Below are 13,733 nucleotides of genomic sequence, written 5' to 3'. Positions count from 1 at the left end.
TTCATTCTCCTTTTTTATTTTAACTAAGGAATATAATACCACTTATGTTTTTAAAAATCAATAAATTGTTGACAGTATTTTAAGATTTATATATAATAAAAAGAGTCAGAAAATTGTAAAAAGAAAGGGAAAATTATGGCATATAAAGGGCTTTTAAATAACGAATTTATTATAAAACTTATAATACTTTTTGTGCTTAAAAATTATAATAAACCTATCACTAATCAGGTGCTTACACAGATAACTTTAGAAGATGTGGATATAGATTATTACCTTATGCAAAAATGCCTGTTTGATATTATAAATATCGGCTGGATAAGGGTTTTTAAAGAAGAGGGCGAAAATAAATACGAAATGAATAAAGAGCCCGTAAAATCGGCTGAATATTTTGAAAAGGAAATTCCTTATGTTATAAGGCAGAAACTTTTATTTAGCGTAAAAAAACGTCTTCATGCAGAACTTCCCGAATCTAAAATCGAATCGGATATTATAGTTTCTGAAAACGGAGAATTTAATGTATATCTTAAAATATACGAAAAGGGCGATTTGCTGTTTGAACTTAATATAAATGTAGGCTCAAGAGATCTGGCACTTCGCACCAAGGAGCATTTTTTAAAAAATGCTATGCAAATTTATATGGAAACTACGAAAAATGTAATGCAGGATGTGTAAAAATGAAGATAGAGGTAATAAAGGTCGGCAGTTTGTCTGTTAATTGTTATATAGTGTATGACGAGAATGAAAAAGATGGAATGATTATTGACCCTGGCGGAAACGCAGAAGATATTATAGCAAGAGTTAAAAGTCTGGGTCTTCAAATTAAATATATCGTTTTTACCCATGTCCATTTTGACCATATTTTAGCATATCATAAGGTAAAAGATGCATTTGAAACTTGCGAGTTGATTTTATCGGAAAAAGAAGTGGATGCGCTTAGCGATAATAGAAAAAGTCTTCTTTGCTATGTTTCCGAACCGTTTTTGCCAATTAAAAATTATACTGTAAAAAAACATAAAGACACTCTTAAGTTTTTAAATATGGAGTTTGAAATATTAGAAACTCCGGGGCATACCGAGGGCAGTATCTGTCTTTACGGTCATGGTGTTGTATTTTCGGGGGATACGCTCTTTCAGGGCTCAATAGGAAGAGGAGATTTTCCTGGTGGAAGTATAAAAAAAGAAATAGACTCAATAAAAAACATACTTTTTAAACTTCCTGATAATACGGTTGTATACCCGGGGCACGAAGATAAAACAACCATAGCATATGAAAAGATGAACAATGAGGTTGTAGGATGGATATAGGAATAAAACTTATCGGCCACGAAAGAATTTATGAACTTGAAAATATAGTAAGAGCCACCTTTAAAGGTGTAAAAATCGTGTTTGATATAGACTGTGAGAATATGGTTATAAGCGAACTAAAAGAAAGAGAAGTTATAACCACTATCCGTTTAGGAAATACAGAATATGTAGGGATAAGTTCTTTTAACCCTGATAAGCCCTATCTTAATAAGTTAGGGCTTATTATAAATCTTTCCTATGTTGATGCGTATAAAAAATATACGCCTTTTAATCTTGCATGGGGAATACTTATAGGTATAAGGCCGCAAAAGAAAGTAAGCCAGTTAAAAGAATTCGGTTATTCTGAAGATCAAATAAAAGATATACTTATAAACGATTTTTTAATAAGCGAAAAAAGAGCAGACCTTATGATAAAGGCTGACGGTTTTGAAGAAGAGATAGAAAAATGTAAGATGAAAAACGGTGTTTCTTTATATATAGGAATTCCGTTTTGTAAAACAAGATGCGCCTACTGCAGTTTTATATCAAAACCACTTTTAGACGATAAGGAACTTCAAGTATATCTTGAAAATCTATGTAAGGAAATAGAAACTGCAAAAAATATTAAAAATATAGAAACTGTCTATATTGGCGGCGGCACACCAACAGTACTTAATGAAAATCAACTTTCAAAACTCTTATATACCATAAATAATACACTTGATTTATCAAAAATAAGAGAATTCAGCGTTGAAGCGGGAAGACCGGACAGTATAAATAAAGAAAAATTAAAAATACTAAAAGATATGGGTGTGGACAGAATAAGTATAAACCCACAGACTCTTAATGATAAAACACTAAGAGAAATTAAAAGAAACCATACTAAAGAAGATTTTTTTGCTGCTTTTAACCTTGCTAAAGAAACAGGTTTTAAAACTGTTAACTGCGACCTTATAGCAGGGCTATATAAAGAAAGTATAGATGACTTTAAATATTCTCTTGACAAAATTTACTCTTTAAACCCTGAGAATATAACCGTTCATACTCTTTCAATAAAAAGGAGCGCAGATTATACCGAGAATCAAGCAACCAATAATATTGCCCGTCTGATGCAGGATTACACATTCGAAAAGTTAAAAGATTATATACCATATTATATATACAGGCAGAAGAACACCCTCGACGGTCTGGAAAATACAGGCTACTGCAAAAAAGGGCATGAGTGTTTATATAATGTATATATGATGCGTGAAGTGCAAAGTATTATCGCCTTTGGCGGAGGCAGTGTGTCAAAAGCCATTTTGAAAGATGAAATAGTAAGGCTTAGAAATCCTAAAGACTCTGTGGAATACATAAGAAATATCAATAAGATTATCACAAAAAAAGAGGAGTTTTTAAATGAGTATTTTAACTGTTGATTATATCAATCAAAATGCAAAAGATAATCTTGAAAGTTTTATAAATAAAAGCGAAGAAAAATTTAAAAAAACCGTTGATAAAATTGCAAGAAGGATAAAAGAAGAAAAGATTAAATATGTGTTTTTATGCGGACCTACCTCATCAGGTAAAACAACCTTTTCTTCACTTTTAACAAAGGATATAAATTTAGAGGGCAGTTTTTGTATCTCTCTTGACGATTATTATAAATCAATAGAAAATATGCCCCTTTGGAAAAATAACCACCCAAACTATGAAACAATAAACTCTCTTCGTCTTGACGCTATAAAAAGAGATTTTAATCTTTTAAAAGAGGGAAAAGAAGTAAAACTTCCTCTTTTAGATTTTGAAACAGGCAGGTGGGTGGAAAATAATAGAAATGTTAAAATAGAGGATAACAATATTGTTTTAATAGAGGGGCTTCACGCTCTGAATAAAAAAATAACAGGAATTTTTAAAGGGGAAAAAATTCTTAGAATTTTCATATGCCCGACCCCTCATATAGAGCATAAGGGAAAGAAACTCTCTAATATTGATTTAAGGTTTATAAGGCGTCTTGTAAGGGACGAAAATTACAGGAATTCGGATGTTTTAAACAGTTTCTTACTGTGGGACTATGTTCGTGCAGGAGAAAGGCAGTTTATGAAAGGCTATAAATTAAACGCAGATATTGTAGAGAACACCTATCTCGATTATGAAACATGTGTTCTTAAAAGTCAGGCTCTTAAAATGCTTTATACAGTAAATAAAGATAACAAATATTACCTAAGAGCAAGAAGACTTATAAATCTACTCGAATGTTTTTTAAATATAGATACTAAGAATGTGGGCAAAGATTCGCTTCTTAATGAATTTATAAAAAAATAAAAGGCAAAATAAATTCTTAAAAATTTATCTTGACTTTTTTGGTCTTTTTATATATAATTACTATGTTGTAAGTTAAAATGTCAGATTATGTCTTCATTTTAACGGTATCATATTAAGGAGGTGCGTAAGCGTGAAGAGAACATATCAGCCTAAGAAAAGACAGAGAAGCAAAGAACACGGCTTCAGAAAAAGAATGAGAACTTCTAACGGAAGAAAAGTATTAGCAAGAAGAAGATTAAAAGGCAGAAAAAGATTAAGCGCGTAATTTTAATTTTTTAATATGTGGCATAAAAATACTTGATAAGAAATCTTTTCAAGTAGTTTTGTCATATTGATTTTAGTAAAATAAATGCCGTTAGCATTGCGGCATTTTTTTAACATTTAAGATAGGAATTTGTATGAAAAATACCGTGTCTATTAAGGAAAACAGAGAGTTTTCTTATCTGTACAGGCGTGGGAAGTTTATATCTTCCGACTGTCTTATAATTTATTTTCGTGCCAACCGTTTTAATAAAAACAGGCTTGGAATTACCGTTTCCAAAAAAGTAGGGAAAGCGGTTATAAGAAACAGAGTAAGGCGCAGAATCAAAGAGAGTTACAGGGAAGTTGAAAATATGCTTCCTTTATCTTATGATTTTGTAATTGTTGCAAGAAGCAGTGCTTCTTTGGCAGACTATAAAAAAATATTATCGGCTCTTAAATATTTATTTAAAAAAGCCGGACTTTTAAGTTATGAAAAGAATACTGATAGGGATAATTAAATTTTATCGCAAACATTTGTCAGGTCTTAAAAGATACCCTACCTGTCGTTATATTCCCACCTGTTCGGAATATGCGCTCTTAGCCATTGAAAAATACGGGGTTATAAAGGGTGGTTTTAAGGCAGTTTATCGGATTTTAAGGTGCAATCCTTTCTCTAAAGGAGGAATTGACTATCCTTAAAACATTAGTAAGGAAGTGATTATATGGACTTTTTAGGTGCTCCTATAGGATATATTATGAATTTAATTTACAGCGTATTGTCAAACTATGGTCTTACAATCGTTGTTATTTCAATATTATTCAAACTTATTATCTTACCGCTTACTATTAAGCAGCAAAAATCAATGGTTGCAATGCAGGAAATTCAGCCGCTTATTGCAGACATTCAGAAAAAATACGAAAACGATAAAGAAAAACAAAGCAAAGAAATGATGAAGATTTATCAGGACTATAATATAAGTCCTTTTGCAAGTTGTCTTCCTACTTTGCTTCAGTTTCCTATACTTATCGGTTTATACGGTGCTATCGCAAGACCTCTTAAATTCATTCTTGGTCTTAGCACAGAAAAAATAGCGCAACTTGCTGAAGTTGCAGGGGTTAAAATAGCAGGTCTTTCCCCATACAGTTATGAAATTGAGATTGCAAATAAAATAAGTCAGCCTGAACTTATCGATAAAATTCAGGATATTTTACCTGGTTTTAGTGGGTTTGACTTTAATTTCTTCGGTCTTGATTTATCTGTTATACCTGGTAATGAAGGCTTTGTTATCTTAGCGTGGATACTGCCTGTACTTGCCGCAGCGCTAACATGGCTTAGCAGTTATTTTATGCAGGCACAGAATAAGACAAGCTCAGAAGCTCAGCAGACAAGCAAAGTTATGACAATGCTTATGCCTCTTATGATTTTAATGTTTGGTGCGCGTGTTCCTGCAGGGTTAAGTTTATACTGGTGTATTAACAGCGTGTTACAGATAGTTCAGTTTTTCACATTGGATAAAGTAATTAAAGACAGACTTGCTGGTGAAATTGCAGTTAAAGGAGCAACAGTTGCCAACAAGAAAATAAGATAGGAGGAAACTTTAATGAGAGAAATTATTGCAACAGGAAAAGATACAGAAGAAGCAATAGAATCAGGGCTTTTAGAACTTAATGCTAAAAGAGAAGATGTTAATATAGAAATAATTGAAACAAGCAATAAAGGACTATTTGGAATTTTCGGTCAGAAAGATGCCAAGGTCAGAATAACTATAGAAAAAAACGATGATGATGTTATCGGTAAAACAAAAGAGTTTGTATTAAATGTTTTAAATAAAATGGGCATTATAGCAGACTGTGAAATAAATGTTGGAGAAAACAACCGTGTTTTAGTTAAACTTGAAGGCGAAAATATGGGAATGGTAATAGGAAGAAGAGGGGAAACATTAGATGCTCTTCAGCATATCGTTCAGCTTTATGTAAACAAAGAGTTTGAAACTTTCTATAAAGTAAATATAGATACAGAAGATTACAGAGCAAAAAGAGAAGAAGCACTTATCGGTCTTGCTCAGGGTCTTGCAAAAAAGGTTATGAAAACAAGAAAAGAAATTGTTTTAGAGCCTATGAAAGCGTATGAAAGAAGAATTATACATACAGCCCTTCAGAACTATCCTAAAATCAAAACTCATTCAATAGGAGAAGATCCAAACAGAAAACTTGTTGTTTCTTTTAAATATCCTCCTAAGAAAAACACAGAAGAATAATTTATAAAAAGCAAGTGTAGCCACTTGCTTTTTTTAGAAAGAAGGAAAGATATGCAAGGCAAATTGTTTATTTGTGCAACTCCTATCGGTAATTTAAAAGATATCACATTAAGAGTAATAGAAACATTAAAGGAAGTTGATTTAATTGCTGCCGAAGATACAAGGCACACCTTAAAACTTCTTAACCATTTTGAAATTAAAAAGCCTCTTATAAGCTATTATGAGCATAATAAACAATATAAAGGTGCAAAAATAATAAGCGAACTAAAATCAGGAAAGAATGTGGCACTTGTTTCCGATGCGGGAACTCCTGTCATATCCGACCCGGGAGAGCAACTTGTTAAAGAGTGTATAGAAAACGGTATAGAAATAGAATCTTTGCCGGGTGCATGTGCCGCTATAACTGCGATGACCTTATGCGGACTTGACTCTCGTCGTTTTATGTTTTATGGCTTTTTATCCCATAAAAAACAGGAAAAAATAAAAGAGTTAAACGACTTAAAAGATATAAAGCAAACCCTGATTTTTTACGAAGCGCCCCATAAATTAAAATCTACCTTAGAATGTATAGAAGAAGTTATGGGCAACAGAGAAATCTCGCTTTTAAGAGAACTTACCAAAATTCATCAGGAAGTTTTAAGATGTGATGTTTTAGGTGCAAAAAAAATATATGAAGAAAAAGAGCCTAAAGGGGAATATGTAATCGTTCTAAGCGGTGCAAAAATTTGCGAAGATGACAACCCGTTTGCTGATATGAGTATATATGAGCATGTAGAGTACTATATAAATAAAGGGTTTGACCAGAAAGAAGCCATAAAAAAATGTGCCTTAGAGCGTGATATCCCTAAAAGAGAAGTATATAATCTTATAATGAAAAAGGACTAAAGATTTTCACATTTTTTATCCTCCGTCATAGTATGTTATTGAGATATAAAGTCTCTAAATAACTTATGGAGGTTATGAAAATGGCAGATAAATGTAACTGTAATAATAACGCAGTAAAAGATAAAGTTTGTATTCATACCGATAAAGTGTATGATTCCTGCCGTGAAAAAGACTGTCTGGAGGATTTAAGAGTTTATTTAACAAGAAATGCTCAGGAAATAGCAGATAGAGCAATCAGCGTAAGAATAAAAGGTGCTGAAATTGTATGGGTATATTCTGATGTTGAACCTGTTGCTTTTAATAAAGGTTACTACACAGTAAGCGTTAAATATTTCTTTAAAATCACTTTGGAACTTTTCACAGGTTGCGGAAGACCAACCGTTGTAGAAGGTCTTGCAACATTTGATAAGAAAATTATTTTATATGGTTCAGAGGGTAATGCCAGAATTTATACATCGGCGTACAGACCAAACGAACAAGACGTATTAGAATCAGTTAAAACAAATCTTCCTCGTTCAGTTGTAGAAGTTGTTGACCCTGTTGTTCTAAGCGCAAAATTAGTGGAAAAAGAAAAATGTTCTTCCTGCTGTGATATTGATATCACATCAGTTCCTGGATGCATCTGTCGTTGCTTTGATGACGACTTGGTTTCTTCAGGCGATTCTAAAACAGTTTATGTAACTATCGGTATATTCACTATCATAAAACTTGAAAGAAGCGTTCAGTTAATGATTCCTGTATACGATTTCTGTATACCTGAAAAAGAATGCGAAGGCTCAACCGACGAAGACCCTTGCAATATCTTTAAAAACTTATGCTTCCCTGTGGAAGAATTCTTCCCGCCTATGTAAAAAATAAAGCCCTGTATGCCGAGTGTTCTTAGGAGCACTCGGCAGTTTTATTCGCCTGATGGCGAGTGATATTTGTTTTTAACAAGTGTTATTGCTTAGCAGTTGTATTATCTACGGTAGTTTACAGGCGGATAAAATAGCACTAAAACTGCAGGTTTTAATAACACTTTTGAGTTATTAAAAATATCACTCTGTACAAGGTACAGAATATAACTAAAAAAACTATATTACAGTGTAATAAGTTAAGATATGAAAAGGATTATATCATTATGTAAAAAAACTTAAATTTTAGTTTGTTAGTTAGATTAAATAATGTGTACGCGTCATATAAGATATAAAAAGATAATAAACTTATAAATACGAGGTGTATTTATGAGAAAAAGTATTATATCAAAAATTTTCAGGCTCATTTTTTCTGCATTCTTTATAAGAATTTTAGGTTTTGTATTCAGAATTTATCTGTCCAAAGTTTCAGGGGCAGAGGGATGTGGGCTTTACCAACTTGTTTTATCCGTATATGCTTTTGGGGCAGGAATTTCGGCATTCGGTATAAGAGAGACCTTATCCAAACTTGTTGCCCAGAAAGAAAAATATTCAAAAAGAATTTTAAAAACTGCCCTCGTAATAACAGGCTCAATCTCCTTACTTATGTTTGTTATAACCTATATAAACAGTGAATATATAGCATACAGTATATTAAAAGATTCAAGAGTTTTAAAAAGTATAAGAGTTATTTCTTTTTCCTTTCCTGCTATTGCAGTCTTTTCGTCAATAAGCGGATATTTCAACGGACTTTTAAGGGTTAAATACTGCGCAAACGGTCAGATAATAGAGCAGATAACAAGAATACTCTTTGTATTTTTATTTGCAAAAGAGGGGTTAAAATACGGGCTTGAAAACGGAATAAAAGTTATGAGCCTTGGAATAGTTATAGGGGAATATGTATCTATGCTCTATATCTATGTTTCCTACCGTTTCTTTGCGTCAAAAAGACAGGATACATACATTAAGAAAACCTTTTTTACGGATATAATGAAAATAAGTCTTCCTATTGCTTCAGGGGGATATATTGCTTCCTTAATTCATACTATGGAAAATGTGCTTATGCCCACAAAACTTATTGAATACGGTCTTACAAGGGGAGAGGGGGTAAGCATACTTGGTATAATAAAAGGTATGGCAGCCCCTGTGGTATTTTTGCCAACGGTTATAATCGGTGCTGTGTCCGTTCTTACTCTGCCTGAAATATCAAAGGTGGAAGCATACGGTAATTTTAAAAGAATAAAGCATCTTACATTTAAAACTCTTTTTTCAGGGGTTATTACAGGCATATTATCTTTCTTTTTATTAAGTATGTTTTCAGACTGTATATCAGGTGTTTTATACGATAGTTTAGAGCCATCCTATTATATAAAAACAATGAGCGTAGTCCTTCCGTTTTTATTCTTTAATATTTTATCATCAAGTATCCTTAACGGAATGGGGCTTCAGTTTCTTACAATGACAGTAAATATCTTCTCAGGTGTAGTGAAACTTATGTTTGTTATACTGGTTGTTCCTTATTTTGGTATAAAGGGTTATCTTTTAGGTTATATTTTAAGCGAGGGAACAGGCTTTTTAGTATTTTTAACATTGATTTATACTAAAATTTACTCAAAAAAAGGTGTAAAAAATAAATTTTATCTAAAATGTTAAAAATCATTTGAAAATTGAAAAGATATATGTTATACTGTATAAGGTTAATTATCTACGTAAGATAAATATAGATTACTAAGGAGGAAACAAAAATGGCAAAAAAAATGATGACCATGGATGGTAACAACGCTGCTGCGTATTGTTCATATGCGTTTACTGAAGTTGCTGCTATCTATCCTATCACTCCATCATCTACAATGGCAGAAGTGGTTGATGAAATGAGTGCAAAAGGCCAGAAAAATATTTTTGGCGAAACAGTTGAAGTTGTCGAAATGCAATCTGAAGCCGGTGCAGCCGGTGCAGTTCACGGTTCATTACAGGCAGGCGCTTTAACAACTACTTTTACTGCATCTCAGGGATTACTTCTTATGATTCCTAATATGTACAAAATCGCAGGTGAATTATTACCATGCGTATTCCATGTAAGTGCAAGAGCCCTTGCTGCTCACGCTCTTAATATCTTCGGGGACCACCAGGACGTTATGGCATGCCGTCAGACAGGTTTTGCTATGCTTGCTACAGGTTCCGTTCAGGAAGTTATGGACTTAGCAGGTGTTGCTCATCTTGCTTCTATCAAAGGAAGAGTTCCTTTCTTACATTTCTTCGACGGTTTCAGAACTTCTCACGAAATTCAGAAAATCGAAGTTATGGATTATGAAGATTTAAAAGGTCTTGTTGATTACGATGCTCTTAAAGCATTTAAAGATAATGCATTAAACCCTGAACACCCTGTTTTAAGAGGTACAGCTCAGAACTCTGATATTTACTTCCAGGGCAGAGAAGCATCAAATAAATACTATGAAGCAATTCCTGATATAGTTAACGACTATATGAAAGAAATTACAAAAATCACAGGCAGAGATTACAAACCATTTAATTACTATGGTGCTCCAGACGCTGAAAAAGTTATTATCGCTATGGGTTCTGTTTGTGAAGCATTGGAAGAAACTGTTGATTATTTAGTTAACAAAGGCGAAAAAGTGGGTGTTGTTAAAGTTCACCTTTACAGACCTTTCTCTTCTAAATACTTCTTTGATGTATTACCTTCAACAGTTAAGAAAATCGCAGTTTTAGACAGAACTAAAGAACCTGGTTCATTAGGTGAACCATTATACCTTGACGTATGTAATCTGTTCTACGGTAAGGAAAATGCTCCTTTAATCGTTGGCGGACGTTACGGTTTAGGTTCAAAAGATACAACTCCTACACAACTTGTTGCTGTATTTAATAACCTTGACGAAAAAGAACCTAAAAACGGTTTCACAATCGGTATCAACGATGACGTTACAAACCTTTCTCTTCCAATAGGAGAAAAAATCAATGCAGCTCCTAAAGGTGCTACAAGATGTAAATTCTGGGGATTCGGTTCTGACGGTACTGTTGGTGCTAATAAAGACGCAATCAAAATCATCGGTAACAATACTGACCTTTATGCTCAGGCATATTTTGATTACGACTCTAAAAAATCAGGCGGCGTAACAATGTCTCACTTAAGATTTGGTAAAGATCCTATCAAATCTACTTACCTTCTTGACGAGGCAGACTATATTGCTTGTCATAAACCTGCATACATTCATCAGTATGATGTTTTAGAAGGTCTTAAAAAAGGAGGAACATTCCTTCTTAACTGTGTATGGTCTCCTGAAGAATTAGATGAAAAATTACCTGCAAAAGTTAAAAGATACATTGCTGAAAATGACATTAACTTCTACACAATCAACGCTGTTGAAGTTGCTGTTAAAGTTGGTCTTGGTCCAAACAGAATCAACATGGTAACTCAGAGTGCATTCTTTAAACTTGCAAACGTTATTCCTTTTGAAGAAGCAGTTGCCCTAATCAAAGCCGCAATTAAAAAGACATTCGGCAAAAAAGGAGACGAAATTGTTAATATGAACTGTGCAGCAGTTGACGGTGCTATCGACGTTCTTAAGAAGATAGATGTTCCTGCTTCATGGAAAGATGCTAAAGACGAAGTTAAAGAAGATAAAGACATTCCTGCATTTATCAAAAATATCGTTGAACCTGTTAATGCTCAGGCTGGTAACAAACTTCCTGTAAGCACATTCTTAGGTATGGAAGACGGTACTTTCGAAACAGGTACATCCCGTTTTGAAAAAAGAGGTGTTGCAGTTAATGTTCCTGTATGGCTTGAAGAAAACTGTATTCAGTGTAACCAGTGTTCACTTGTTTGTCCTCACGCTGCTATAAGACCTGTTCTTTTAACAGAAGAAGAAGACAGCACTAAACCTGAATCATTTGCAACATTAAAAGCAACAGGCTTTAACGGTATGACATTCCGTATCCAGGTTTCTCCGCTTGACTGTTTAGGTTGTGGCGTATGTGCTAATGTATGTCCATCAAAAACAAAAGCACTTGTTATGAAACCAATAGACGAAGTTTCCCAAATTGAAGCATCTAACTGGGATTTTGCTATGGACATTCCATCAAAACAGGATCAGATAGATATTTCAAAAACTACTAAAAATTCTCAGTTTGCTCAGCCTATGCTTGAATTCTCAGGCGCTTGTGCAGGTTGTGGAGAAACACCATATATCAAACTTATCACTCAGTTATTCGGCGATAGAATGATTGTTGCAAACGCTACAGGTTGTACATCAATCTGGGGTGGTTCTGCACCTTCAATGCCATACTGCAAAAATGCAGAAGGCAAAGGTCCTGCATGGGCTAACTCTCTATTTGAAGATAATGCTGAATTCGGTTTAGGTATGGTTAAGGCAAACAACAAAATCAGAAAGACATTAGTTAACAGAATGGAATCTGTAATGGATGTTGTTAAACCTGAACTTAAAGAAGCATTCCAGGCTTGGATCGCTGGTAAAGACAATGCAGAAGCATCTAAGAAAGCAGCAAAAGATATTATTGCTCTTATCAAAGATGCAGATATGTCTAACCCTGCTATTAAAGAAATCGCTGACAGAACTGACTTCTTAGTTAAGAGATCTCAGTGGGTATTCGGTGGAGACGGTTGGGCTTACGATATCGGTTACGGTGGTTTAGACCACGTTATCGCATCAGGCGAAGATATCAATATCTTTGTTGTTGATACCGAAGTTTACTCTAACACAGGCGGTCAGTCTTCTAAATCTACTCCTACAGGTGCAGTTGCTAAATTCGCAGCAGCAGGTAAGAGAACCAAGAAGAAAGACTTAGGTATGATTGCTACAACTTATGGCTATGTATATGTTGCTCAGATTGCACTTGGTGCAGATATGAACCAGACATTAAAAGCAATAAGAGAAGCAGAAGCATATCCAGGACCATCTCTAATCATTGCTTACGCTCCTTGTATCAACCATGGTATTAAAATAGGTATGGCTAACACAATCTTTGAAGAAAAGAAAGCAGTTGCAACAGGCTACTGGCACTTATGGAGATTCAACCCTGAACTTAAAGAACAAGGAAAGAATCCGTTCATCTTAGATTCTAAAGACCCTACCGGCACTGTTAAAGAATTCTTAGAAGGCGAAAACAGATACTTGATGCTTAAGAAAGCATACCCTGAAATCGCTGAAGAATTATTTGCAAAAGCTGAAAAAGATTTAGCAGACAGACTTGCAACTTACAAAAAAATGGCTGAATAATTTAAGCCTTATCTAAAAAGCGAAGTGTTTTTACACTTCGCTTTTTTTTTAATAAATAATAACTTAACTAATACTATAATTCCTAAAAAAATGTTGACAACTCAACAATTTTTTGATAGAATAAAGATGTTGATTTTTCAACATCTTTCCAAGGGGGAAAAGTTTATGATAGGAAGATTTGAAACATTTACACTATCGCTTAGTGAAATACTGTCAAGTTGGAATAAAATAGCAAGTGATGAGATGAAAGAATATGGGTTAAAAGGAACATATGTCATATATCTTATTGCTCTTTATAAGCATCCTGACGGTCTTACCTGTGCCGAACTTTCTAAAATGTGTAACAGGGATAAAGGCGAGGTTTCAAGAGCAGTTAAAGCACTTGAAGAAAAGGGCCTTATACAAAGAAAAAATGTAACCGACAACGGATATCGTGCGCTTATAAGCCTGACTGATAAAGGCAACAAATCAACATACGCATTAAGAGAAAGAATTAAATTGGCAGTTGAAAAAGGCGGTAAAGGGTTAAGTGAAGAGCAAAGGGAGAATTTTTACTTTGCCTTGGAAAAAATTTCTCAAAATCTTATAGAAATAACTAAAGAAGGGTTATAA

General features: G+C 33.8%; 14 protein-coding genes. All 14 read left to right on the top strand.

Annotation, left to right across the window (positions count from 1 at the left end):
• The first annotated feature begins 135 nt into the window (after positions 1-135).
• On the top strand, positions 136-672 hold the full coding sequence (locus tag IKZ35_02785; GenBank protein ID MBR4892890.1) for a DUF4364 family protein: 537 nt from the start codon (positions 136-138) through the stop codon (positions 670-672).
• A gap of 2 nt (positions 673-674) precedes the next feature.
• Complete coding sequence (locus IKZ35_02780) at positions 675-1,304, top strand: MBL fold metallo-hydrolase (GenBank protein MBR4892889.1); 630 nt, start codon at positions 675-677, stop codon at positions 1,302-1,304.
• Positions 1,295-2,701, top strand: a complete 1,407-nt coding sequence (hemZ, locus tag IKZ35_02775; GenBank protein ID MBR4892888.1) for a coproporphyrinogen dehydrogenase HemZ — start codon at positions 1,295-1,297, stop codon at positions 2,699-2,701. The genes IKZ35_02780 and hemZ overlap by 10 nt, the downstream gene beginning before the upstream one ends.
• A complete protein-coding gene (locus IKZ35_02770) occupies positions 2,682-3,587 on the top strand; it encodes a hypothetical protein (GenBank protein ID MBR4892887.1) in 906 nt (301 codons plus the stop codon). The genes hemZ and IKZ35_02770 overlap by 20 nt, the downstream gene beginning before the upstream one ends.
• Before the next feature lie 130 nt (positions 3,588-3,717).
• The gene (gene rpmH, locus IKZ35_02765; GenBank protein ID MBR4892886.1) at positions 3,718-3,852 is read left to right on the top strand and encodes a 50S ribosomal protein L34; all 135 of its coding nucleotides are present in this window, start codon (positions 3,718-3,720) and stop codon (positions 3,850-3,852) included.
• Positions 3,853-3,985: 133 nt separating this feature from the next.
• Complete coding sequence (gene rnpA / locus IKZ35_02760) at positions 3,986-4,348, top strand: ribonuclease P protein component (protein ID MBR4892885.1); 363 nt, start codon at positions 3,986-3,988, stop codon at positions 4,346-4,348.
• Positions 4,320-4,529, top strand: a complete 210-nt coding sequence (gene yidD, locus IKZ35_02755) for a membrane protein insertion efficiency factor YidD (GenBank protein MBR4892884.1) — start codon at positions 4,320-4,322, stop codon at positions 4,527-4,529. Before rnpA ends, yidD begins: the two co-directional genes overlap by 29 nt.
• A 23-nt stretch (positions 4,530-4,552) precedes the next feature.
• Positions 4,553-5,419, top strand: coding sequence for a YidC/Oxa1 family membrane protein insertase (locus IKZ35_02750; protein ID MBR4892883.1), 867 nt, complete (start codon positions 4,553-4,555; stop codon positions 5,417-5,419).
• 12 nt (positions 5,420-5,431) lie between these two features.
• The gene (locus IKZ35_02745) at positions 5,432-6,088 is read left to right on the top strand and encodes a protein jag (protein ID MBR4892882.1); all 657 of its coding nucleotides are present in this window, start codon (positions 5,432-5,434) and stop codon (positions 6,086-6,088) included.
• A gap of 51 nt (positions 6,089-6,139) precedes the next feature.
• On the top strand, positions 6,140-6,973 hold the full coding sequence (gene rsmI / locus IKZ35_02740) for a 16S rRNA (cytidine(1402)-2'-O)-methyltransferase (protein ID MBR4892881.1): 834 nt from the start codon (positions 6,140-6,142) through the stop codon (positions 6,971-6,973).
• A 74-nt stretch (positions 6,974-7,047) separates the two neighbouring features.
• The gene (locus IKZ35_02735) at positions 7,048-7,824 is read left to right on the top strand and encodes a hypothetical protein (protein MBR4892880.1); all 777 of its coding nucleotides are present in this window, start codon (positions 7,048-7,050) and stop codon (positions 7,822-7,824) included.
• A 372-nt stretch (positions 7,825-8,196) separates the two neighbouring features.
• On the top strand, positions 8,197-9,519 hold the full coding sequence (locus IKZ35_02730) for an oligosaccharide flippase family protein (GenBank protein ID MBR4892879.1): 1,323 nt from the start codon (positions 8,197-8,199) through the stop codon (positions 9,517-9,519).
• 92 nt (positions 9,520-9,611) lie between these two features.
• Positions 9,612-13,121, top strand: a complete 3,510-nt coding sequence (gene nifJ, locus IKZ35_02725) for a pyruvate:ferredoxin (flavodoxin) oxidoreductase (GenBank protein MBR4892878.1) — start codon at positions 9,612-9,614, stop codon at positions 13,119-13,121.
• A gap of 165 nt (positions 13,122-13,286) precedes the next feature.
• Positions 13,287-13,733 (top strand): MarR family transcriptional regulator, encoded by a 447-nt coding sequence (locus IKZ35_02720; GenBank protein MBR4892877.1) that lies wholly within the window; start codon positions 13,287-13,289, stop codon positions 13,731-13,733.

Source organism: Clostridia bacterium, from assembly GCA_017554615.1.
GTDB lineage: Bacteria > Bacillota > Clostridia > UMGS1840 > HGM11507 > SIG450.
Note: the sequence above shows the minus strand (reverse complement) of the source record. Positions and strands in the feature narration are given on the sequence as shown.

Bases quoted from the DNA above. Each gene is read 5' to 3' on its own strand.
- IKZ35_02785 (MBR4892890.1), top strand. From the start codon at position 136: ATGGCATATAAAGGGCTTTTAAATAACGAATTTATTATAAAACTTATA.
- IKZ35_02780 (MBR4892889.1), top strand. From the start codon at position 675: ATGAAGATAGAGGTAATAAAGGTCGGCAGTTTGTCTGTTAATTGTTAT.
- hemZ (MBR4892888.1), top strand. From the start codon at position 1,295: ATGGATATAGGAATAAAACTTATCGGCCACGAAAGAATTTATGAACTT.
- IKZ35_02770 (MBR4892887.1), top strand. From the start codon at position 2,682: ATGAGTATTTTAACTGTTGATTATATCAATCAAAATGCAAAAGATAAT.
- rnpA (MBR4892885.1), top strand. From the start codon at position 3,986: ATGAAAAATACCGTGTCTATTAAGGAAAACAGAGAGTTTTCTTATCTG.
- yidD (MBR4892884.1), top strand. From the start codon at position 4,320: ATGAAAAGAATACTGATAGGGATAATTAAATTTTATCGCAAACATTTG.
- IKZ35_02750 (MBR4892883.1), top strand. From the start codon at position 4,553: ATGGACTTTTTAGGTGCTCCTATAGGATATATTATGAATTTAATTTAC.
- IKZ35_02745 (MBR4892882.1), top strand. From the start codon at position 5,432: ATGAGAGAAATTATTGCAACAGGAAAAGATACAGAAGAAGCAATAGAA.
- rsmI (MBR4892881.1), top strand. From the start codon at position 6,140: ATGCAAGGCAAATTGTTTATTTGTGCAACTCCTATCGGTAATTTAAAA.
- IKZ35_02735 (MBR4892880.1), top strand. From the start codon at position 7,048: ATGAAAATGGCAGATAAATGTAACTGTAATAATAACGCAGTAAAAGAT.
- IKZ35_02730 (MBR4892879.1), top strand. From the start codon at position 8,197: ATGAGAAAAAGTATTATATCAAAAATTTTCAGGCTCATTTTTTCTGCA.
- nifJ (MBR4892878.1), top strand. From the start codon at position 9,612: ATGGCAAAAAAAATGATGACCATGGATGGTAACAACGCTGCTGCGTAT.
- IKZ35_02720 (MBR4892877.1), top strand. From the start codon at position 13,287: ATGATAGGAAGATTTGAAACATTTACACTATCGCTTAGTGAAATACTG.